20 protein-coding genes are annotated in these 22,517 nt (G+C 45.8%); 1 reads left to right on the top strand and 19 read right to left on the bottom strand.

What is annotated here, in order from left to right:
* Positions 1-183: 183 nt before the first annotated feature.
* The 16 genes from ftsZ to NYE28_RS07920 all read right to left on the bottom strand — a co-directional run bounded on the left by ftsZ (position 184) and on the right by NYE28_RS07920 (position 20,284).
* A complete protein-coding gene (gene ftsZ, locus NYE28_RS07995; RefSeq protein ID WP_003154424.1) occupies positions 184-1,332 on the bottom strand; it encodes a cell division protein FtsZ in 1,149 nt (382 codons plus the stop codon).
* Positions 1,333-1,367: 35 nt separating this feature from the next.
* Positions 1,368-2,681, bottom strand: coding sequence for a cell division protein FtsA (gene ftsA, locus NYE28_RS07990; protein WP_003154425.1), 1,314 nt, complete (start codon positions 2,679-2,681; stop codon positions 1,368-1,370).
* Positions 2,682-3,230: 549 nt separating this feature from the next.
* Entirely contained in the window at positions 3,231-4,019 is a 789-nt protein-coding gene (locus NYE28_RS07985; RefSeq protein ID WP_007409710.1) for a cell division protein FtsQ/DivIB, read from the bottom strand.
* Positions 4,020-4,147: 128 nt separating this feature from the next.
* Entirely contained in the window at positions 4,148-5,059 is a 912-nt protein-coding gene (gene murB, locus NYE28_RS07980; RefSeq protein ID WP_136396346.1) for a UDP-N-acetylmuramate dehydrogenase, read from the bottom strand.
* 25 nt (positions 5,060-5,084) lie between these two features.
* The gene (gene murG / locus NYE28_RS07975; RefSeq protein WP_003154428.1) at positions 5,085-6,176 is read right to left on the bottom strand and encodes an undecaprenyldiphospho-muramoylpentapeptide beta-N-acetylglucosaminyltransferase; all 1,092 of its coding nucleotides are present in this window, start codon (positions 6,174-6,176) and stop codon (positions 5,085-5,087) included.
* 116 nt (positions 6,177-6,292) lie between these two features.
* On the bottom strand, positions 6,293-7,393 hold the full coding sequence (gene spoVE, locus NYE28_RS07970) for a stage V sporulation protein E (RefSeq protein ID WP_015239818.1): 1,101 nt from the start codon (positions 7,391-7,393) through the stop codon (positions 6,293-6,295).
* A 58-nt stretch (positions 7,394-7,451) separates the two neighbouring features.
* Positions 7,452-8,807, bottom strand: coding sequence for a UDP-N-acetylmuramoyl-L-alanine--D-glutamate ligase (gene murD / locus NYE28_RS07965; RefSeq protein WP_337681091.1), 1,356 nt, complete (start codon positions 8,805-8,807; stop codon positions 7,452-7,454).
* Positions 8,808-9,782, bottom strand: coding sequence for a phospho-N-acetylmuramoyl-pentapeptide-transferase (gene mraY, locus NYE28_RS07960; RefSeq protein WP_007409707.1), 975 nt, complete (start codon positions 9,780-9,782; stop codon positions 8,808-8,810).
* 107 nt (positions 9,783-9,889) lie between these two features.
* Positions 9,890-11,362 (bottom strand): UDP-N-acetylmuramoyl-L-alanyl-D-glutamate--2,6-diaminopimelate ligase, encoded by a 1,473-nt coding sequence (locus tag NYE28_RS07955; RefSeq protein WP_003154436.1) that lies wholly within the window; start codon positions 11,360-11,362, stop codon positions 9,890-9,892.
* A gap of 195 nt (positions 11,363-11,557) precedes the next feature.
* Positions 11,558-13,477: a stage V sporulation protein D gene (locus tag NYE28_RS07950; RefSeq protein ID WP_003154438.1), complete on the bottom strand. Its 1,920-nt coding sequence runs from the start codon at positions 13,475-13,477 to the stop codon at positions 11,558-11,560.
* Positions 13,478-13,590: 113 nt separating this feature from the next.
* Complete coding sequence (gene pbpB, locus NYE28_RS07945; RefSeq protein ID WP_015239816.1) at positions 13,591-15,735, bottom strand: penicillin-binding protein 2B; 2,145 nt, start codon at positions 15,733-15,735, stop codon at positions 13,591-13,593.
* Positions 15,736-15,741: 6 nt separating this feature from the next.
* Positions 15,742-16,095, bottom strand: a complete 354-nt coding sequence (gene ftsL / locus NYE28_RS07940) for a cell division protein FtsL (RefSeq protein ID WP_015239815.1) — start codon at positions 16,093-16,095, stop codon at positions 15,742-15,744.
* Positions 16,096-16,134: 39 nt separating this feature from the next.
* Positions 16,135-17,070: a 16S rRNA (cytosine(1402)-N(4))-methyltransferase RsmH gene (rsmH, locus tag NYE28_RS07935; protein WP_007409704.1), complete on the bottom strand. Its 936-nt coding sequence runs from the start codon at positions 17,068-17,070 to the stop codon at positions 16,135-16,137.
* A 69-nt stretch (positions 17,071-17,139) separates the two neighbouring features.
* Positions 17,140-17,571, bottom strand: a complete 432-nt coding sequence (mraZ, locus tag NYE28_RS07930; RefSeq protein ID WP_007409703.1) for a division/cell wall cluster transcriptional repressor MraZ — start codon at positions 17,569-17,571, stop codon at positions 17,140-17,142.
* 125 nt (positions 17,572-17,696) lie between these two features.
* Positions 17,697-19,316, bottom strand: coding sequence for a bacillithiol biosynthesis cysteine-adding enzyme BshC (bshC, locus tag NYE28_RS07925; protein WP_160223034.1), 1,620 nt, complete (start codon positions 19,314-19,316; stop codon positions 17,697-17,699).
* Positions 19,317-19,402: 86 nt separating this feature from the next.
* Positions 19,403-20,284 carry a 2-dehydropantoate 2-reductase gene (locus NYE28_RS07920; RefSeq protein ID WP_038462175.1) on the bottom strand — a complete coding sequence of 294 codons (882 nt, stop codon included), beginning with the start codon at positions 20,282-20,284 and terminating at the stop codon, positions 19,403-19,405.
* A 162-nt stretch (positions 20,285-20,446) separates the two neighbouring features.
* On the opposite strand from NYE28_RS07920, the gene NYE28_RS07915 reads away from it, so the two are divergent.
* Positions 20,447-20,929 carry an N-acetyltransferase gene (locus NYE28_RS07915; protein ID WP_007409700.1) on the top strand — a complete coding sequence of 161 codons (483 nt, stop codon included), beginning with the start codon at positions 20,447-20,449 and terminating at the stop codon, positions 20,927-20,929.
* 39 nt (positions 20,930-20,968) lie between these two features.
* On the opposite strand, the gene gerR is transcribed toward NYE28_RS07915, so the two are convergent.
* The 3 genes from gerR to NYE28_RS07900 form a co-directional block, all read right to left on the bottom strand.
* A complete protein-coding gene (gene gerR / locus NYE28_RS07910) occupies positions 20,969-21,544 on the bottom strand; it encodes a sporulation-specific transcriptional regulator GerR (protein WP_012117496.1) in 576 nt (191 codons plus the stop codon).
* A gap of 158 nt (positions 21,545-21,702) precedes the next feature.
* Complete coding sequence (gene rpmF / locus NYE28_RS07905) at positions 21,703-21,882, bottom strand: 50S ribosomal protein L32 (protein ID WP_003154457.1); 180 nt, start codon at positions 21,880-21,882, stop codon at positions 21,703-21,705.
* A gap of 21 nt (positions 21,883-21,903) precedes the next feature.
* On the bottom strand, positions 21,904-22,422 hold the full coding sequence (locus tag NYE28_RS07900; protein ID WP_012117495.1) for a DUF177 domain-containing protein: 519 nt from the start codon (positions 22,420-22,422) through the stop codon (positions 21,904-21,906).
* Positions 22,423-22,517: the final 95 nt, after the last annotated feature.

The following is a 22,517-nucleotide window of genomic DNA, read 5'->3' as shown; positions in this document are numbered from 1 at the left end:
AAATGTAGACAATCTTCCATCCAGATATTGTCACATTCTGTAGAAAGCCGTATGAAATTAAAAAACAATCAATTCGTCATAGGTATAAAGTTTCTTTTTTCACTGTATAGATCATGGGGATAGGAAGGAAGACTGTGCACAAAAGAAAAAGGACAAAACCATGTGGTCTTGTCCTTTTTTACATCAGCCGCGTTTGTTGCGGTTTCTTAAAAATGTAGGAATGTCGAGGGCATCATCCGCCGGCTGTGATGTATGGCGGTTCACCGTGTTTTGATGCTGAGTTTCTTCTCGTTTCGGCTCACGTTTCGCAGCGTTTTGGCTTTGAGACTTCAATCCTTGGTTTAAAGTCGGACGCTGCGGTTTTGAGTCATCTTTTTCCTGTTCGATAAAACCGGTCGCAATAACGGTGACGACGATTTCATCTTTCAGATTTTCATTGATAACTGAACCGAAAATCATGTTGACATCAGGGTCAGATGCAGAAGCGACGATGTCGGCTGCTTCCTGCACTTCGTAGAGGCTCAGGTTTGTACCTCCCGTAATGTTCATCAAAACACCTTGCGCTCCGTCGATTGCCGCTTCCAGTAACGGACTGGAGATCGCCTTTTTGGCGGCTTCAGCAGCACGGCTTTCGCCCGTAGCGATCCCGATACCCATCAATGCTGAACCTTTGTTGGACATGATGGTTTTGACATCGGCAAAGTCCAAGTTGATTAAACCAGGCGTCGCGATGAGGTCAGAGATACCTTGCACCCCTTGGCGAAGCACGTTATCAGCTTCACGGAATGCTTCAAGCATCGGTGTGTTTTTATCGACAATTTCAAGAATGCGGTCATTCGGAATAACGATCAGTGTGTCAACGGCTTCTTTCATTGCCGTGATACCGCCTGCAGCCTGCAGCTGACGTTTTCTTCCTTCAAATGTAAACGGTCTTGTTACGACACCGACAGTCAAAGCGCCTAAGTCCTTTGCGATTTGCGCGATCACCGGTGCGGCTCCCGTTCCGGTACCGCCTCCCATTCCGGCTGTAACGAACACCATGTCAGCACCTTTTAGCGCTTCTTCGATTTGTTCCTTACTTTCTTCAGCGGCTTTTTTGCCGACTTCCGGATTCGCTCCCGCTCCTAGACCGCGGGTCAGCTTTTCCCCGATCTGCATTTTCACTTCCGCTTTTGACAGGTTAAGAGCTTGCGCGTCCGTGTTTACCGCAATGTACTCTACACCCTGCACTTCATTTTCAATCATTCGGTTGACCGCGTTATTACCGCCGCCTCCTACTCCGATTACTTTAATTGATGCTAAGCCGTCTATGTTTGTTTCGAAATCCAACATGCTAAATCCTCCTAATCTGCCGAATGACTATCAATCTATTCCCAAAACATGCTTAATAGTTTTTTCATTTTGCTCGGTTTGTTGTGTTCGGCTTGTGTTTTTTGTTTTGCTTTTGGACGCTGCTGCGCCTCTGGCCGCTGATGATGTTCTTCTTCGTGAGAGACCGCGATTTCCTGCACGGCTTCTTCCGGCATATGAAAGCCTATTTTTCTTCCCTGAATTCTGGCATTTCGGCAGGCAAATTGTATCAAGCCGACACCCGTCATATACTGAGGGTCTCTTACACCGATATAATTCGGGCTTGCGACCCTTACATTGTGCCTCAGCACTTCCTGTGCCAATGAAAGCACTCCGGGCATTGCGGCCTGTCCGCCGGTCAGCACAAAGCCGCCGGGCAGATCTGTAATTCCCATATGCTCAATTTCGGCTGCGGCAATCTCAAGAATCTCTTCCACTCTTGCTTCAATAATATTGGCAATTTCCTGCTGTGTAAAAGATTGCTTTTGATTCGTTCCTATGACGGTGACTTCAAATACTTCATCTTCTGAAGCCTCATCGTAGAATGCATGTCCGAATTGTTTTTTTACTCTTTCAGCCTCTTCGGTGGAAGTGCGCAATCCGATCGATACATCTTTCGTGATGTTTTCGCCTCCGAGCGGAATGACGGCTGTCTCCTTCAGGTGCCCCTGTTCAAATACCGCCACCGTCGTCGAGCCGCCGCCGATATCAATCATGGCGACTCCGAGGTTTTTTTCGTCTTTTGACAAAGCCGCCGAACCGGCCGCAAGCGGCTGCAGGCAAATATCAGTAATTTCAACGCCCGCTCTCTCCACACAGCGAAGTAAGTTATGTAAGATCGTTTTGGAGCCGGTAATCAGCGTGCCTTCTACTTCCAGGCGCACGCCGAGCATTTTTTTCGGATCGGTAATTTCGTCTCTTCCGTCAACGATAAACTGTTTCGGAACGACGTCTACGATCAGCTGCTCATGCGGAACTGACACGACCTGTGCCGCTTCCATTACCCTGCGGACGTCTTCAACGTGAATTTCTTTGTTTTCACTGGAAACAGCGACAACGCCGTTCGTATCTTGAATATGAATATAATTTCCATTAACGCCGACAATGGCTTTTTTCAGCGGAAAACCTACCATTCTTTCAGCTTGGTCAAACGCTTTTCTTATAGAATGAACGGTTTCATCTATATCAACGATTGAGCCTTTTTTCAACCCTTCAGACGGTACATTTCCCACTCCGATAATGTTAAGGGAATCATCTGTCATTTCTCCGACGATCACTTTTGTATTGGACGTACCGATGTCAAGACTGACGTAAAGTTCATTGTTGTTCATTCTATGGCACCTCCTCACATTTCGATCAAATTCTATTCTATTATTTGCGGAACAACAATACAATGAATGTGGCTTTACAAGTGTGTAACAAAAACAACAGCATCAACAAATTCTTGTCTGATTTCTCACAATTTATGTTTAATGAAACTATTCGTTATATTCTATGTATATCCTCTTTTATATCGTATTTTTTTTATTTTTTTTAGAGACGGCCCACCTTACCGTAAGATTTCCTGTCACGGTGCCATACTGTGCAAACCAGATGCAAATATACCCGCTTTCCAATAGTCTACACTAAGATGAACCTCCAGAAAAGCTATAGATATTGCCAGAAACATCCGAAAAAAGAAGAAACAGGAGGAAAATTCCAAATACAATGCTCATTGCAGAAGACACGCCCATTGCATTGAGAATTTTCCGCTTGTCCGGCAGCCATATCCCGGGCAAAAACAAACATAGTCATAATGATTCCGCTATCGGTTATATCGGCTGCCCCGCTGATTGTAATAGATTCTTTTGAACCACCTTGAAATTAGTTCTTTAGAACTATTAATCATTTTCTTTTTTCTTCCCGGATTTACCTTTGTTAAATTCTTCAAAATACGTAGCGACTTCTAAGTGGATAATCCCCTTTTTCCCGCCGTCCAGCTGGGAAACGATAGAAGGATAGGTCTTCATCCGGCCGGCAAACGTTTTAATAGAAGCGGTAACTACATACCCGTCGTTCATATACAGCTTGATCCGGTCCTGATCCATTTTTACCGGTGTATAATAGATTTCAGAAATCGACTGCTTTAGCGAACCGGAAAGCTTATCAAGCTGCTCCGCCATTTTGACCCGCTTTTTCGCGTTTGTCCAGTCAACCAAAATCGGGCCCGCGTCATCCGGCGTGACTTCGTTCGGCAGCACAGTGCCGTTTTCGAGCACTTCATAATATACATCATGTCGCTGCAGATACGCGATCGTCTTGTATTCTTCAATGTGAATGCTGACTTTGTTAGGAAATACTTTTGAAAGTTCCGCCTTTTTCACCAGCTTATTCTGCTCAATCTTTTCTTCTGTTTGTTTCTTGTTCAGACTCCAGAACTCGGTTTGTCCGTTATGTATATCAGAAAGCGCGTTGATCTCTTTTACAGACACGTTTTCGTTTCCGGAAACGGTGACAGAAGACACTTTGCTGATCGGCATCTGCAAGTACACGATGATCAGCACCATCATAAAAAAGAGCACAATGAATGAAATCAGCCGGCGGTTTGCTTTTTGTTTCCGCTGCTCTTTGATTTTCGGAATCCGCTCTTCAATATTTACAATTTTTTCTCTTTCATGATTTGGGTTCACTGCCTGTCCACCTCACTAAGAATGAAACAGCTTGACATTCGTCTGATTGAAAAACAAACGGCATGCTGTGATGCCGTTTGACATTTGTTAAAAGTATATCACATGAGCTCATGTAATCAGAGAACCTTTTAACGATTCCCTCCGATGATTTCAACTTCTGTATGCATGTCAACATCATACTGCTCACGGATTGTCTTTTTCACATATTCAATCAGGTCGAGGACGTCCTTGGCAGTCGCTCCGCCGGCATTGACGATAAAATTCCCGTGCATTTCGGACACTTTTGCTCCGCCGATCTGATGTCCTTTTAATCCCGCTTTTTCAACGAGGTTTCCGGCATGATTCGGCAGCGGATTTCTGAATATGCTTCCGGCGCATGGGCTTGAATACGGCTGCGTATTTTTTCTGTAATCTTTGTTCTGCTGCATTTGCGCCGTAATGGCTTCCCGTTCCTTTTGCTCAAGCTGAAGAACTGCCTCGAGACAGACACCGGGGCGTTTTTTCTGCAAAACAGACGTTCTGTAGCTGAAACCCATCTCTTCGTTTGTCAGCCATTCGATTGTGCCGTCTTCAAATAAGATACGGGCTTTCACAAGAATCTCACTCATATCAGATCCGTGCGCCCCGGCATTCATATAGACGGCTCCGCCGATTGATCCGGGAATGCCCGCTGCAAATTCGAGACCGGACATTCCTTTTTTACTCATGGAAGTCGCAAGCCGGACGACCGAATAGCCGCCTCCGACCGTCACCTGATCACCGTCAATCTCCAAATGATCCAGACCCGCTCCCAGCTTGATGACAACTCCTCTTATGCCTTCATCAAGCACGAGCAGATTTGAACCGCGGCCGATAACCGTCCATGGCAGATCATGTTTCTTCACAATATCCATAATATCTTTGACCGCTTCCACACGGTTGGGGATGATTAAAATGTCCGCCGGACCGCCGATTTTCATCGTTGTATGGTTCGCGAGCGGTTCTTGTTCCAGCACTTTGCCGACTTCGCGGTCTCTTAATTCCTGAATTACGTTCTCCATCATAAACCTCCGCATTCCATTTGCTCTATTTTTTTATGTCTTCCATGATACTGTACAGTCTGGCTGCCGCATCCGGAACACCGAGTGATTTTGTCCGCTCACTCATGTCTTTTAAGGTTTCTTCATTCATGACGATTTTGTCCAGCGCAGCGATCAGTTTTTCTCCGCTGAGCTCGGTTTCCTTCAGTACGATTGCAGCGTCATGCTGGCTGAGCGCCTTCGCATTGACTTCCTGGTGATTGGCTGTCACATACGGGCTCGGAATAAGCACGCTCGGAATGCCGAGAGCGGTGATCTCCGCAATCGTCGTCGCTCCGGCTCTGGCCACAATGACATCAATTGATTGTAAGTACTCCGGCATTTGGTGCAAAAACGGTTTTGTCACCATATTATCAGCGGCTTTTCCGCCTTTCAGCTCAGCCGTTACCTTCTCGTAATGTACTTCCCCGGTAATATAAAGCACTTGGTAAGGTCTCGTTTTCAATTCTTCCTGCATATCTATAACGGCACGGTTAATGGGAGCCGCGCCTCTGCTTCCGCCGAAAATGAGCACCGTTTTTTGATTGTCTTTCAGCCCGAACTCAGTTAATGAGCGGCCTGTCTTAATTGAGACGACTTCAGAGGCTCTCGGGTTTCCCGTAAACACAACTTTTTCAGCAGGAAAATGCGATTTTGCCTCTTCAAAGCAAATTGCTACCTTATTAACATATTTCGAGAGAAACTTATTTGTGATGCCGGGCAGGCTGTTTTGCTCATGAATGATCGTCGGAATTCCCATTTTTGCCGCCGCGTATACGACCGGACCGCATACATAGCCGCCTGTACCGATAACGGCATCTGGTTTAAACTCTTTTAAATATGATTTGCTTTTCTTCACGCCTTTTAAGAAACGCATGACGGTTTTTACATTTTCAAAAGAAAGTTTTCGTTTGAAACCTGTAATTTCAATGGCGCGGAACGGAATATTTTCCCGTTCAACAATTTTTTTCTCAAGACCGTTCTCTGTTCCGATATACAAAAATTCCACATCCGGATGCCGGCGCTGAACTTCTTTAATAAAGGCCAGGGCCGGATAAATATGTCCTCCGGTTCCGCCTCCGCTTACTGCAATACGCATTCGTATGTCCCCCTTAATCACATAGCGATAACCCTGTTTTTTAGGACAGGGTTATTGATGTTGTCTGTTTTTTTATAGATAACGAATAAATCATGAGTGATGAGGCAAGATACAGATCAATACCTCGAGTACCGGCTGACATTTAAAAGCACGCCGACCGCTGCGAGCATCAGCGTCAGTGATGAGCCTCCGTAGCTTAAAAACGGCAGCGTAATTCCTGTTACCGGGATCAGCCCCGTCACAACGCCGATATTAATCATGACTTGAATAGCTATCATAGAAATAATACCGATGGCGACAAAGCTTCCGTATAAATCCGGCGCGCCGAGGGCAATTCTGACGCCCCGCCATAATAAAATAGTGAACAGCAGCAATATGAGCGAACCGCCGATAAAGCCGAGTTCCTCAGATAAAATAGCAAAAATGAAATCGGTTTGCGGCTCCGGCAGGTAAAAAAACTTTTGCCGGCTTTGGCCGAGCCCCATCCCGAACAGTCCGCCCGGACCTACGGCATAGAGCGACTGAATGATCTGAAATCCACTTCCAAGCGGATCCTCCCACGGGTTTAAGTAAGAGGTAATCCGTTTAATCCGATAAGGAGCGGACAGAACTAGCGCCGCAAATCCGCTTAAACCGATGAGTCCGAGGAACGCAAAATGAGCGATTCGCGCACCGGAAACAAAAATCATCACGATGCACGTGCCCACCATTACCGTCCCCGTTCCCAGGTCTGGCTGGCACATAATAATAATAAATGCAGAAAACACGATTCCGAGCGCGGGAACGAATCCGCGTCTGAATGACGTAATATTCTTCTGTTTTTCAGAAAGAAATTTAGCCAGAAACGCAATCATCGCCAGTTTCATAAACTCCGAAGGCTGAATGCTGAACGCTCCCACTCCGATCCAGCTTCTTGAACCGTTCCGCACCATTCCGACTCCCGGAATCAGCACAAGCACAAGCAGAAAAAAACAAATGATCAGAAGCAGCTTCGACCATGTGCGCCATGTCCAATAATCCACATTCATAATGAAAAACATGGCAATGACGCCGATCCCCGCAAACAGCAGCTGCCGTTTCGCGAAGAAAAACGAGTCGTCAAATTTATAATCCGCCCATACCGCACTTGCACTGTAGACCATAATTAATCCTATTGTTAAAAGCAATAACGTAATGATAACTAATAACAAATCAGGCGCTGTTTTTTTAGTAGTCAAAGCAATCGACACCCCAAGCATAAGTCATTTAGGGCTGCCGATGAACAGAGACAAGCCCTTACTTAAGCATATGCACGGCATCTATAAACATGTCACCGCGTTCTTCAAATGTTTTGAATTGATCCCAGCTTGCACACGCGGGTGACAAGAGGATGACGTCTCCTTCATTTGAGAGCGCAAACGCCGCAGATACTGCTTGTTCAACATTATCGACACGTTTGACATGTTGTATTCCCAGCTCATTGCCCAGTTTTTCTATCTTCGGCGCTGTCTGTCCGAACGTCAGGACCGCTTTGACATTGTCCATATACGGTTTCAGGTCGTCAAAACCGTTGCCGCGGTCCAGTCCGCCTGCAAGCAGAATAACCGGTGCTTTGAACGCGGAGAGCGCTTTGCTTGTGGCCAAAATATTCGTCGCTTTGCTGTCATTATAAAATCTACGATTCTGGATCGCAGTTACATACTGCAGACGGTGTTTGACACCGGTAAAGCTTGTCAGCACCTTCTGAATCGCTTTATTAGACGCGCCCGCCGTTTTTGCCGCGGCTACAGCGGCTAAAATATTTTCTAAATTGTGCGCGCCCGGCAGTACGATGTCATCAACAAGCAGAATCGCTTCATCGCCGAACATCAGCATTCCGTCTTTAATGAATGCGCCGCTTGACAGTTCCTGGTGAACTGAAAACGGAACGGTGCCGGCTTTTCCGCTTTCGGCAAGCCGCACGACTGTTTCATCGCTCTGATTCACGATGGCCGTATCACTCTCAAGCTGATGAAGATACACGTTCTGCTTGGCTTTTTCATAGTTTTCACGGCTGTGATGGTAATCCAAATGAGCGTCGAACACATTTAAAATCAGGCCGATTTCAGGTCTGAATGCATGAGTCCCCATCAGCTGGAACGAAGAAAGCTCTGTGACGATCCATTCATCACCGTCAGCATGATAAGCCACTTCACTGGCGACAGTGCCGATATTCCCTGCGATCAGCGTCTTTATCGAATCAGCTTTCAGCATTTCATAAATCAGGGTCGTCGTTGTTGTTTTCCCGTTTGAACCTGTAATGCCGATGAATTTTGCATTGGTGATATAATACGCAAGCTCGATTTCCGTCCAGACCGGGATGCCTCTTCTTTGTGCTTCCTCCACCATGATATTTTCATACGGGATTCCGGGATTTTTGATCAGAATGGTAATGTGATGCTGATCAAAAAGTGACGTCGGATGCTCACCGCAGATGACTTCAATTCCTCTTTCTGCAAGCCTTTGGGCAGGTTCGTTCTCTTCAAAGGCTTTTTGATCATTCACGACGACGTTAATGCCTTTTTCATGAAGAATCGACGCAGCCGCATATCCGCTTTTCGCCAGTCCGAGGACCAGAAAGTTTTGTTTTTGCAAAAAAAGTTCGTTTTCCACTTATAACCACACCTCGATGTAAATTCCTAAAACGGCAAGCAGCAGTCCCGCAGTCCAGAATGTGACGACAACTCTCCATTCAGACCATCCGACCAATTCGTAATGGTGGTGAAGCGGACTCATCTTAAAGATTCGTTTTCCTGTCGTTTTAAAGCTGATGACTTGTAAGATAACAGATAAGGTCTCAATAACAAATACTCCGCCGATAATGACGAGCAGAATTTCAAGCTTCGTCAGAATGGCAACGGTCACGATCGCTCCTCCGAGCGCAAGCGAACCGGTATCCCCCATAAATACCTTGGCGGGATGGGCGTTGAATACAAGAAAACCGAGAACGGCGCCGACAACGGCAACCGAGAAAATCGCAACGTCATATTGTGACTGGTTCCACGCAAGGATGGCGAAAGCGCCGAATGCGATAGCCGCGGTACCGGACAAGAGACCGTCCAGACCGTCTGTCAGGTTGACGGCATTTGAACCTCCGACAAGCATAAAGAGAACGAGGATAAAGTATCCCCAGCCGAGATCGATTGACAGATGTGTGCCCGGCACCCTGATGCCGGTTGAAAAATGGCAATAATGATATACTCCGTAAAATACAATGGCAATAATGATCTGGCCGATCAATTTCTGCTTCGACGTCAATCCGAGATTCCGTTTCATTACTACTTTAATATAGTCATCCAGAAAGCCGAGCAGGCCGTATCCGATCGTGACAAACAGCAGAAGAAACATTTCCGCGCTCAGATGCGAAAATTTCTGCGTCATGACAATCGCCGTAATGGCGATGGATACAATAATCATGACCCCGCCCATCGTCGGCGTCCCTGATTTTTTCATATGTGATTTCGGCCCCTCTTCCCTGATACTTTGGCCGAATTTTAAACGTCTTAAAAACGGGATAAGAATCGGAGATATCAGAACACTGATTAAAAATCCCATTATTATTGTAAATAAAATCACTTGCTCAAGCATTGCTCTTTTCTCCTCCCGTTTCGTTCAAACGACATACGTATTTATCATATTCACATTGTGTCCCCGTAATTCTTTTCATTTCCCTCATTCTAACACTCTTTCCTGTTTTACTTTTTATTCAGCTCAACAATAGCTCTTCCCGCTACTTCGGCGTCATCAAAGTCGAATGTTTCATTGCCGATCTGCTGATAGGTTTCATGCCCTTTCCCGGCAATCAGAACCACATCTCCCTTTTTCGCGTTGGCAATGGCAAAAAAGATAGCCTGCTCGCGGTTTGCGATACTGTGATAGTAAGTGCCTTCTACCCCTCTTTCCATATCTCTTAATATGGCCAGCGGGTCCTCGCTTCTCGGGTTATCTGAAGTGAAAATCGGTTCGTCGGCAATCCGCACCGCAATTTCCGCCATTTTCGGGCGTTTCGTTTTGTCCCGGTCTCCGCCGCAGCCGACGACGACGAAAAGCTTGCCCTCTGTCATGTCTTTACATGTATTCAGGACGTTTTCCAGACTGTCAGGCGTGTGCGCGTAATCGACGACCACAGGAAACGGCTGATTGTGATTCACCAGTTCAAACCGGCCTCTGACACCTTGCAGCTCTTCAAGAGCGCTTGTGATCGTATCAAACGGCAGACCCGCTGCGATCGCTGTCGCCGCTGCAGCCAGTACGTTATACACGTTGAAGCGGCCGACGAGTGAAACCGTGATCTGCTTTGTTCCTTTTGGCGTAACGAGCTCAAAGCTTGTGCCTTGCGCAGAGATCTCGATTTGTTTCGCCATGACATCGGCATCATTCTCGATTCCGTATGTAAGGATGTGCGCCGCCGTCACTTTTTCAAAATAAGCACTGGCTTTGTCATCTGCGTTTAAAACGGCCCGCTTCGGCTTTTCGTGATTAAAGGAGCCGCCCAGCTGGGAAAACAGGAGGCTTTTAGCCTGTCTGTAGTCTTCCATCGTCTTGTGATAATCTAAATGGTCCTGCGTCAGGTTCGTGAATACGGCGATATCATAATCGCAGCCGTGAACCCTGCCGAGTGACAGAGCGTGAGAAGACACTTCCATAATAGCTGTGTCAACATGCTCATCATTCATTTTCTTGAACGTTTTTTGCAGTGTGACGCTTTCGGGCGTTGTATTTTTGACCGGGAATGTCTCATCCCCGATTTTAATGTACATCGTTCCGATTAAACCGGTCTGTCTTCCCGCTTTTTTGAAAATCTCATCAACCATGTGCGTCGTTGATGTTTTGCCGTTTGTGCCGGTGATGCCGATAAGCTGAAGCTGCTTTGTCGGCTGCCCGTAAAACGCGTCAGAAAGAACGCTGAGCGCCCGCTGTGACCGGCGGACAATAATGACAGGAACATCGACGTCAAGCTCTTTCTCGGCAACGATGGCCGCTGCGCCGTTTTCTGCGGCTTTTTGGGCAAAATCATGTCCGTCTACCGTATACCCTTTTATACACACAAAAAGACTCCCTTTTCTCACTTCCCTGGAGTCCATCTCAATTGAAGTTATGTCAGGGTCATGAAAGTCATTTTGAACAGGTTCGGCCATTAAATATGTAAGCAGCTTTGTAAGTTTCATTGTATCAAACCTCTCAGAAATTCTATTCATTCTTTTATCATGATAACCGTTTATAAAAGTCAGAATGGCTTTTAAACATACAGTTCATATTTTAGCGTAAATAAAAGGATACATCCAGTTAATCTTAAAAGTTATCTTCTTTTTTTCTCTTTATGATAAGAGGCAGCCGAAAACAATCGGCTGCCTCAAAAAGACTCATTCTTCACTCAAGTAAACACGGATCTTTGAGCCTTCTTTTACTTTCGTTCCGGCTGCAGGTGATTGTTTCACAATTTTGCTTCCTTTTCCTGAGGAGTCAATATTCAAATTGACAAGCAGCGACTCAAGATCAGAGACAGACATCCCTACAACATTCGGAACCTCTATTGTTTTTGTGTCGTTCCATTGATATTTTTTCTCGATTTGATTTTTTCGCGGTTTCACGCCGAGCTCAGGCAGACTGTCTCTCATCATATTTCCGACAATCGGCGCGGCGACGGTTCCCCCGAATTGAATCGTGCCTTTCGGATTATCAACCGCGACATACACGACAAGGCTCGGGTCATCGGCCGGCGCAAAACCGATAAAAGAGACGATATGGTTGTTTTCGAGATATTTGCCGTCTTTGACCTTTTGTGCGGTACCTGTTTTTCCGCCGACGCGATATCCTTCCACGAAGGCATTCCGCCCCGTTCCCTGAGCGACGACGCTTTCTAAAGCATATCTGATCTGCTTTGACGTTTCCTGGGAAATAACTTGCCTTTTCGCAATCGGCGATTGTTTCTTAACGGTTTTTTTCGTAACGGGATCAACCCACTCTTTGGCGATAAATGGAGTATAAAGCGTTCCGCCGTTTATTGCTGCGGAAACGGCTGCCACCTGCTGAATCGGCGTGACGGAAACCCCTTGTCCGAAAGCGGTTGTCGCCTGTTCGACCGGGCCGACTCTGTCAAGCGGGAATAAGATCCCCGTTCCTTCCCCTTGCAGATCAATGCCTGTTTTCTTTCCAAAGCCGAAGTCCTTAATATATTGAAACAGCTTTTGTTTTCCGAGCCGTTCCCCCAGCTGTACAAACCCGGGGTTGCAGGAATTTTGAACGACTTCAAGATAAGATTGCGAACCGTGGCCGCCCTTTTTCCAGCATCGGAGGCGGGCGCCGTCGACCTCGGCAAAACCTTTGTCATAAAAGTGGTCTCTTTGCAAGTTTACTTTTTGCTCTTGAAGAGCCGCCGCAAGCGTAATAATCTTAAAGGTCGAACCCGGTTCATATGTGCTCCATACCGGCAGGTTCCGGTTGTAAACAGACGGATCCACCGATTGATAGTCAGCCGGATCAAAATCAGGACGGCTTGACATGCCGAGCACTTCCCCGTTTTTCGGATTCATTGCGACCGCAATCATTCCGTCCGGGTTATATTTCGCCGCTGCATTGTCGAGCTCTCTTTCTATAATCGTCTGAACCTTGGCGTCAATCGTCAGTTTCATATCAAGTCCGTCTTTCGGAGGGGTGTAATCATCCGCTTCATCAGGCATTTTCTTCCCCTTGGCATCCGTATAAAATTTCACGGATCCCTTTACACCTTTTAAGTCATCATCATAATAAGCCTCCAAACCGAGAAGACCCTGGTTATCAATACCGGCAAAACCGAGAACATGGGACAAAAAGCTTCCGTACGGATAATGGCGGATGCTGTCTTCAGCCACATAAACCCCTTTTAAGTCGAGCGCTTTGATTTCTTTCGCTTTTTTATTGGAAATTTTCCGCCCCTCGGGTGAGATTTTTTCTATGGAGGTTTTCTTAGTAATATGTTTGTAGACCTTCTCTTCCGACATATTTAAAACTGACGCGAGAAGCTTGCCCGTTTTGATGGGATTTTGGATCTGGCGCGGTACGACAAAGACGGTCGGCGCGCTTTTATTAGTAGCCAGCTTCACGCCGTTTCGGTCAAGAATCTCTCCCCGCTCAGGCTCAAACGGCAAATTCCGGCTCCAGGAATCCTTAGCCAGTGAAGTCAGCTTTTCTCCCATCACAAATTGAACATAGCCTAATCTGCTGTCAATGATCAAAAAAATGATTACGCCAAAAAGCAAAACCAGTAATAAACGTTTTCGAACCGTTACATTTGAAACGCGCAAGGGACCGTCCACTCCTTATTTAGGCTTGTTTCAATTTATGCCTCAGCTTGGACACATAGAACGGCGGCGCATAAAAAAGAAGCCCGCGGGCATCCGCGGACTTCTCTGTCCCGTTAATCAGGATTTTTAAATTTCACCTTGATCACGGTATTTTCTTTCAGTTCTTTGCCTTTTTTCACACTTTGGCTTGAAGCGTAACCTTCACCGCTCACATCAATGTGAATGCCTGATACTTTGCTGAATTGAAGCACTTCCCGCCTCGACCATCCGGACATATCCGGCATCGTCATCTTTCCGTCTGTTTTTAAGAAGATTTTCTGATTGGTGATCACATCTTCTCCGGCTGTCGGATACTGCTCTTTTACGGCAACATCGCTGCCGATGACAATCGGTGTGAGATGTTCATTTTTCGCTTCCTTCTCAGCGCTCTTGACCGTCTTATCTGTCAGGTCAGGCATCTTTTGGCTTTTCGTTTCTTCCTGACCGGAATCTGTTTTTTCCGTCGGTTCGATATTCATGTAGTGGAGGCTGTTTTTCATCGTCGGGTTAAAGATTTCCGCGACAGGATCAGAGCTGCTTTGCCCCGCTTTTAATTGCGGCTGCTGCACGGCTACATAGATGACAAGCTTAGGATCATTTTTCGGCGCCATGCCCATGAATGAAAACACATAGTTGCTCGTTCCTCTTAAATATCCGCCCGTCCCGGCAATTTGTGCGGTTCCCGTTTTACCCGCGACGTCAAATCCTTCAATTTTATAAGGTTTTCCCGTTCCGATGTCTGACGTCACGACTTCTCCGAGCAGATTCCGGACTTTTTTAGCCGTATCGGCTGAAATCGGCGTGCCTGCCTGCTCTGGTTTTGTCTGCTTGACGACTTTTTTCGTATCGGGGTCGACAATATGATCAATGACGTAAGGTTTCATCATTTTGCCGTTATTGGCAATCGCCGTGACGGCCTGAAGCTGCTGGATCGGCGTTATCGCCGATGCTTGGCCGTAAGCCGTAGACGCTTTGTCAAAATCATATTTGTAGTTAATTTTACTTGATACTTCACCGGGCAGATCAATCCCTGTTTTTTGATAGAGCCCGAATTTGTGCAGGTACTCATTAAACCGGTCAAACCCCAGTTTTTCGTTGGCCAGTTTGGCGAAAGCAACATTCGATGACCTCATGAGGCCGTCATGGAAGCTTGTCATACCCCAACCGGCGCCATCGTTCCAATCTTTAACAGGTTTGCCTCCCACTTTATATGTTCCTGATTTATATTTCTCGTTTGCAGAAAACACATTTTCCTGAATCGCCGCGGCAAGCGTAAAGATCTTCATCGTTGAACCCGGTTCATACGCGTACGACACTAAGTCGTTGTAATAATTGGTGACGTTTCTGATATTCGGGTCAAAACTCGGACGCTGCCCCATCGCAAGCACTTTGCCTGTTTTCGGTTCTACGACAGCCGCCATAATTTTTTTCGGTTTATATTTTTCCGCTACTTTCGTCATGCTGTCTTCTAAAAAGGTTTGAATTTTCTGATCAATGGTTAAATATACATTGTCACCGTTTTTAGGTGCGGTGATTTTTTCTTTGCTGTTCGGAAGTTTCCAGCCGGATTTATCACTTTCGTAAGTGACGGATCCGTCGCGTTCCGTCAGATAGTTGTTCAGTATTTTTTCAAGCCCTAAAGAGCCTTGTATCTCGTTTGTTTTTTCATTCACATCGGCATAGCCGAGAACATTTGACAAAAATACACCGTTCGGATAATAGCGCTTCGTATCTCTTAAGAAAGAAATACCCGGAAGATTCATTTTTTCGATCTTTTGTTTTTTCGCATAAGAGATATCGCGGCCGGCTGAACCGAATTCCACCTGCTTCGCGCCATCCCTGTTTAAGATGTCCAGAATCTCGCTTTTATCAAGATTGATAACGGTCGCCAGTTTTTCCGCCGTTTTCTCTTTGTCTTTGACATGCTGAGGATGCTTCGGATCACTCGTCATTTTTTTATCAAGCACGGCAATGAGCTTATATGTCGCCGTGTCCTCTGCAAGCACTTTGCCGTTCCGGTCAAGAATAGAGCCGCGGCTCGCTTCTATCGTCCGCTTTTTTTCGTGCTGCTCGGTCGCTTTTGTTGCAAGTTCTACACCGTTTGCTTTACCGGTTAATTGAATGTACGCCATTCTCCCGAGAATGACAAAGAAAAAGAGAGCGAAACAAATACTGAGTATCGCTGCTCCTCTGTTCATAAACTTATTTTTTTTCGGCATGGGTTATCATTCCTGTATGTTTTTCACTTTTTTATCTTTCAGATTCAAACCGTGCTTTTTAGCGATATCCATCAGGCGCTGCGGCTGGCTTAAGTCAGCAGCCGTCTTTTCGAGATCACCGATCTGCTTATTCTTCTCAGATACTTTCTCCTCCAGTTGTTGCACCTCAATATTGGATTGGTACGCCGCGTATGCCTTTGATACGATAAACATTGATGTGGAGAGAACGGCAATGGCAAACAGGACGAGCAGCACCTTTTCCCCGAGTGTAATGGAAGCCCTCTTTTTGACAATCACCTTTTTTTCGGGACTTATCACTGGCCGTTGTTGTTTTTCCTGCTGGTAAGCTAAGTTGCTCATAGGCTGATGACCTCCTTTAATGTTGTCATTTGCTGCCCGTTATTTTCGTTTCTCCGCAATGCGGAGCTTCGCTGACCGGGCGCGGTTATTTTCTTCAAGCTCCTCTTTTGATGCCGTAATGGGCTTTCTTGTAATCAGTTTTAATTCCGGTTCAAATTCTTCCGGTATCACAGGAAGACCCGGAGGCAGTTCGGGAAGTGATGATTTTTCCTTGAATGTCGTCTTGCACATTCTGTCTTCCAGCGAGTGAAAAGTGATCACAGATACCCTTCCGCCCGGCTTCAGCACCTCTATCGCTTGCAAGAGGGCCTCTTCAAATACTTGAAGCTCGTCGTTTACGGCGATTCGTATGGCTTGGAATACACGTTTGGCCGGATGACCTCCGCTTCTTCTTGCCGGAGCCGGTATCGCGTCCTTTATTAGATCGACCAGTTGGCCGGTTGTTTGAATAGGCGATTTTTCTCTTGCCTCTTCAATTTTTCGGGCGATCTGCTTGCTGAATTTTTCTTCTCCGTATTTAAAGAAAATCCTCACAAGATCCTCATACCGCCATTCATTTACGACTTCTTTCGCCGTAAGGGCGGCCGACTGGTCCATCCTCATGTCCAGCGGTGCGTCATGATGATAGCTGAATCCCCGTTCCGGTGTATCAAGCTGCGGAGAGGATACTCCTAAATCAAATAGAATTCCGTCGACACTCGTAATGCCGTGTTCATGTAAACACTCTTTTAAATAACGAAAGTTGCTTTTCACCAGAATAAGCTGTCCTTTGTATTCGGACAATGTTTTCTTTGCGTTTTCAAGTGCCGTGTCATCTTGATCAAAGGCGATCAAGCGTCCTTTTTCTGATAATTGCTGCAATAAATATGTACTGTGCCCGGCGCCGCCAAGGGTGCAGTCCACATAGGTTCCGTCCGGTTTGATATTTAAACCGTCGACGGTTTCACGAAGAAGTACTGTCTTATGCTGAAACATTTGTGTCGGTCCCACCTTTATCAGGAATGAATTGAATTGTCAGTTGTTGTTGTGATGCACGAAGATCCATTATATATCAAATCCAATCATGTTTTCAGCAATTTCAGCGAATGAATCTTCTTGCTCTTCTGTGTATTGTTCCCATATTACCTTACTCCACAATTCAATTCGATTGGAAACCCCGATGACAACACATTCTTTTTCCAGTTTTGCGTAATTCAGAAGAGATGACGCAATATTAACCCTTCCCTGCTTGTCCAGTTCGCATTCGGTCGCACCGGAAAAAAAGAATCGGGTAAATGCGCGGGCGTCTTTTTTGGTGAGCGGCAGAGCCTTCAGCTTTTCTTCAATCAGCTTCCATTCATTCATCGGATAGCCGAAAAGGCATTGGTCAAGTCCTCTTGTCAGCACAAACTGCTCACCGAGGCCTTCTCTGAATTTTGCGGGTACGATCATGCGGCCCTTTGCATCAACAGTATGCCGGTATTCACCCATAAACATGATAAGGACCCCCACTTTCTCCCCTAAACTCACCACTATCCGCCACTTCTCTCCACAACCTCATTTTACACTGTTTACACATAAAAAAAAACCCTGAACTATTCAGGGTTCTTTAAAACTTTATTTCAAAGTTTGACAATCTGATGTTGGTTTTGAAAAGAAAATGGCAGATCTTTGAAGGTTGTGAAGAATTTTGGACCGTAGCGGTTCAGATAATACATCACATTCCAAATCCGTTCCTGCGGAGCGCCGAGCGGTCTGATGCTGTTTTGGATTCTTTCATAGTCACGCAGCACAAAACCTTCTTTTTCTTCAATTCTTTTCGTTACCGTCCGTTCTAAAAACAAGAGCTGATCTTGAATGAAGGCGGCATTCTTCTGTAAGAGCGGCTCAAGGCTTGAATCGACCTTCAGCGCTTCGTCCCTTACGCGTTTATGGACAGCTTCAATCTGCGACTTCGCCTGTTCCATTACAGAAGAAAACTCTTCCGGAATCTGCTCTTCAAAATAAGTGTCTTTCAGGTGTCCGGTGCCGTGTTCGATCGCTTCCTGAAGCGGGATATTCCGTTCTGAAAGCTTCTTTTCAATATGCCGCTCAAGAATCGTAATGTTCAGTCTCGGCATTACCGGGGTCATGCGAAAGCCCATTAATGAGAAAGCCCGCTTCAGCTCACCCCAATAATTGATCTCCCCCGGTCCCGCGATAAACGCCAGAGTCGGGATGAGAAATTCCTGCATAAGCGGCCTTGTCACAACGTTATTGCTGAAACATTCCGGTTTTTCTTCCATATGGGTATGAAGCTCGTCGTTCGTCCACTTCAGGTCAAGCTCCTTAATGACAAAAACGCCGTTTTCTTTTTCAATTAAGAAACGCTCTCCCTCATGTTCGTAAAACAGATTGGCCTGATCTTTGTCCGATTCAATAATCGGGTGATAACCGGCTTCCCGCATAAAACGCTGCTGGTCTGACACGGCTTTGGCAAGCTCACGATTGTGTTTTAAAATCTGCTGAAACATACCCGTTTCCAGCTTTTTAATCCCCGGATCTCCCGAATTCATCAGAATAAGGCCTTCTTCTTGAAACAAGTCGGCGATCAACAGCTCAAAAAAGTCCGTGAATGTCTCTGATGAGCGTAAACATCGCTTCACGTTTTGAAGGAGTGTGTTTGTGTGATCCGTTTCCTCAAAAGCAGCGAACACTTCATCAATCCAAGCCGCGCATTTTTCCTGATCAAGCTCGGTTTTAGCCGCCGATGTTTTTTTCCAGTACGACTGCGGCAGTTTCTTTTTCACCGGACCTTTATTCTCTGTTGACGTATGCACAAAATTGATTTCTTCCAGATCGTGATCTTCACCCGCCACCCAGAAAATCGGAACGACAGGAATCTGCAACGCCTCTTCCTGCTGTCTGGCAAGTACGATAATGGAGATAATTTTATGTATGGTGTAAAGAGGCCCCGTTAAAAGACCGGCCTGCTGGCCGCCTACTACCGCTGCGCTTTTTGGATCTCTCAGTTTTTCGATGGAGGCCTGCATGGCGGCGGAGTGAAATTTTTCGTGATAGGAGGATAAATAATCCGCTAATTCTTCTCTGGCAAACGGCCGCGAAGACAGGTCATGAAGCCGCTTTTGCCATACGTCCTCTGAATGAATATCATAATCAAAAAATGAAGACATGTTTTCTCCATCTATATAGTGCTGCACAAACTTATTTTGACTTTTGATGGAAAGTTCAGTTAGCTGCATCTGTCTGGAACTTCCTTTCTCCAATAAATAGTTAGGTTTCCGAAATGAGTATAGCATGTTACCGGAAAACCTCAAAAGACTTTGTTTCAGTTTCTTTCTAACGCTTTTATGCTGCGGTGTAAAAACGGGAGATGAACGGCCGGCAATCCGCGGCTTTCCGCTTCTTTTACAAGGTAGCCGATAATCGCATCGGCCTCTGTCCGCCTGCCTGCCATGATATCGACGAGCATGGAAGAATGATTTTTTTCCGTCAGTCTGCAAACTTCGCAAACCTTGTTCCACGCTTTTTCTCTATCGGCGAGGCCAAGTATTGTCTCCGCTTCTTCAAACACGTTTCTCATATATTTTTTGTAAGCGTCATTTCTTAACAGCTCTCCGTTTTTCACGCGCAGCAATGCAGTTAACGGGTTGATGCATACATTTATGATCAGTTTTCCCGTTAAAAGCCGATACCAGTCGTTTTCATCATATACGGGAAAATCCCGGTGCATGCCGGAAAAGATGCTTTTGAGCGTTTCCGGCCGGGATGCGCTGAATACACTCCATCTTACGGCTCCCGCTCCCGTATGTTCAACGGCATGATCTGATATCTTTTTTGCTCCGTGCTCAACAGTGCCGACATAAAGCGAATGATCCGTATGCCAATCTTTAATGTCGTGTATGTGTCCCATGCCGTTTTGCAAAAACAGCACATTCGTCCCTTTTATCGTCTCAAGATCCCGCAACACAGCACTTAGCTGGTGCTGTTTAACGGCTGCGATTAAGAGGTCGAATCCGGAAGTGATGCCTGTTTGCGCTCTGCATGCCGCCGTACATTCTATTCCGTCTTTCAAAAGCCGTATACCGCCTGAGTTAATCGCATCAGCCTGCTCCGTCCGCCGCGTAATGACCGTTACCTGATGGCGGGACGATAAGTAGTAAGCACATAAAAGGCCTACCGCTCCGCCGCCGATAATTCCGATTTTCACACTGTCACACCCTATATCTGCATTTTTCCATATTATCATAGCAGAAGCCGCCGCAAATTACTTCAATTTCGTTTTGAGCAAAAAGACTGGCAAGCATATTATAGTTGGAATTTTCAATTAAAGCGTTTACAATAATGGTAGAACACAACAAAGGGGGAGTTTGTGTTGAAAATAGAGCGACTGCTCATCAACTTTAAGACACTCGAAGAATTTAAAAGGTTTAAGGAATACGGGATGCAGGAGCTGTCGATGCTTGAAGATCTTCAGGATAATATCATTGAAAATGACAGCACCTCGCCTTTTTACGGGATTTACTTCGGGGATAAACTAGTGGCGAGAATGAGTTTATATCAGGTAAACGGAGGCGCGAATCCGTATTTTGATCACCGTCAGGACTTTTTGGAACTTTGGAAGCTTGAGGTTCTTCCGGGCTATCAAAACAACGGATACGGAAAAGCGCTTGTTGATTTTGCCAAATCCTTCAGAATGCCGATCAGGACAAATTCACGCATGAAATCAGCAGATTTCTGGGATAAGATGAATTTTGAGCCCGTTAAATATGATATGGCGCGTGATAAAGGAGAAAATCCTTATATCTGGCATCCCGATATGGACGGTGAAATGACATCCGGAGAAACGGCATAATAAAAAACCGGCGGGGCGCCGCCCCCAGGCCGGTTCATTTTACAGGCTCTGCGCCGATTTTCTGTCGTCTTCTTTTGAATTGAACATCCTTCTCGCTCTGTCCATAATGTCAATTAACGCTTTATAATCTTCTTCCGTCATCTCCAGCTTGTTTCTCAAGCTTTCATTTTCCTCACGCAGATCCTCGACTTCTTTTTGCAGCGCGGTCAGCTGTTCTGTGAGTTTTTCTTTTTCATGACGCATATCCGCTGCGGCTGGCGACTCTTTAAATTGCTGCAGAAACAAAATGACATCATCAATGGACAGCTCTTTTTCTCCTTCAGCCCTGCGGATCGGAGGCTGTTTGACGGTTCCCGGCAGATTGGCGGAATGCACTCCTATCTGCTTTCTTAATTCCTTCCGCTGTTTTTTCGCCAGTTCTATCCCTGACTGATATTGTTTTCTGACATAAGAATTCCATCTGAACCCGCAGGCGGCAGCCGTTCTCGTCAGCGCTCTGCCGACTTCTTCAAAAGCGGAAAGCTGGGTCCCGCCTTCCCGAATATGCCTGAGCACCACTTCGGCCAGCAGCAAATCTTCATCTTGCGTCCACGCGTCTTGTCTCGTTATCGTCAATCGTATCTCCCTCCATATTTGCTCATTTACCTCATACATATGCCGCTGATAGATTAGATAGACTACTGGGGCTCACAATTTTTTCGGCGGAAGCAGGCCGGAGGGGCAAAAAAAAAGAAAAGCGCAGGAACCGAGATTCCCGCGCTTTTCTTCATACATTAATTGCTTTTAACATTTATGTCTTTGCCGTTGTATGATCCGCATGCTTTACATACACGGTGAGACAATTTCATCTCTCCGCATGACGGGCATTCTGTCATACCAGGTACATTTAGTTTGAAATGTGTACGGCGCAATCTTTTTTTCATTTTAGAAGTTCTTCTAAAAGGTACAGCCATTATTCCCACCTCCTTAAAGAGTTAAGATTCATCATCTTGTGTTAAGAGCTTTTTCAGATCCGCAAGTCTGGGGTCGATTTGATTTTTCTTGTCTTCCTCAGAAATCACTTGCCAATCCTTCCCCACTTGGGGAGCGGCTCCTTCTTTTTGTTCAGTTTCACAAAAGACTTGCATAGGAATTTCTAAAAGAATCTCTTCTTTTATGATCGGAGTTAAGTCGACGGTATCGTCTTCAGCAAAATGAACGTCCTCATCTTCTATATCATCCGACTTATGAAATCTAAACAGTTCTTTTGTCGCGATTGTAAATGGATACGGCACATCAACTAAAGTTCTTGAGCACGGCAAAACCATTTCGCCTGAAATCGTAAAGTCAAACGAAACTTGCTTGGATTCAATCTCCGCGCGGCCCTTCACCCGGACGGGAGAAATGCGGCGAATGTCAGAATTCAATTTTGTCAGCTCATTTAACTCAACTGTTTCATCAAATTCAAAGCTCTTTTTCGCGATTTGATGAAGCTGATAAATCGTCCATTTCATTTGTATCACCTCAGGAAAGCAACAAACATGATTATAGCTTTTCAGAATGTTTTTGTCAATATTTTTTCTTTACAGCATAATGCCGCCGTCATGCA

Origin of the sequence: Bacillus sp. FSL R5-0443, assembly GCF_038608285.1 — a bacterium.
Taxonomy (GTDB): Bacteria; Bacillota; Bacilli; order Bacillales; family Bacillaceae; genus Bacillus; species Bacillus velezensis.
The sequence above is the reverse complement of the archived record's forward strand: the minus strand, read 5'-3'. Positions and strand labels throughout refer to the sequence as shown.

Coding starts and splice junctions, on each gene's coding strand:
- ftsZ (WP_003154424.1), bottom strand. CDS start 1,332: ATGTTGGATTTCGAAACAAACATAGACGGCTTAGCATCAATTAAAGTA.
- ftsA (WP_003154425.1), bottom strand. CDS start 2,681: ATGAACAACAATGAACTTTACGTCAGTCTTGACATCGGTACGTCCAAT.
- murB (WP_136396346.1), bottom strand. CDS start 5,059: ATGGAGAACGTAATTCAGGAATTAAGAGACCGCGAAGTCGGCAAAGTG.
- murG (WP_003154428.1), bottom strand. CDS start 6,176: ATGCGTATTGCAGTAAGCGGAGGCGGAACCGGAGGACATATTTATCCG.
- mraY (WP_007409707.1), bottom strand. CDS start 9,782: ATGCTTGAGCAAGTGATTTTATTTACAATAATAATGGGATTTTTAATC.
- NYE28_RS07955 (WP_003154436.1), bottom strand. CDS start 11,362: ATGAAACTTACAAAGCTGCTTACATATTTAATGGCCGAACCTGTTCAA.
- pbpB (WP_015239816.1), bottom strand. CDS start 15,735: ATGCCGAAAAAAAATAAGTTTATGAACAGAGGAGCAGCGATACTCAGT.
- ftsL (WP_015239815.1), bottom strand. CDS start 16,095: ATGAGCAACTTAGCTTACCAGCAGGAAAAACAACAACGGCCAGTGATA.
- rsmH (WP_007409704.1), bottom strand. CDS start 17,070: ATGTTTCAGCATAAGACAGTACTTCTTCGTGAAACCGTCGACGGTTTA.
- mraZ (WP_007409703.1), bottom strand. CDS start 17,571: ATGTTTATGGGTGAATACCGGCATACTGTTGATGCAAAGGGCCGCATG.
- bshC (WP_160223034.1), bottom strand. CDS start 19,316: ATGCAGCTAACTGAACTTTCCATCAAAAGTCAAAATAAGTTTGTGCAG.
- rpmF (WP_003154457.1), bottom strand. CDS start 21,882: ATGGCTGTACCTTTTAGAAGAACTTCTAAAATGAAAAAAAGATTGCGC.
- NYE28_RS07900 (WP_012117495.1), bottom strand. CDS start 22,422: ATGAAATGGACGATTTATCAGCTTCATCAAATCGCGAAAAAGAGCTTT.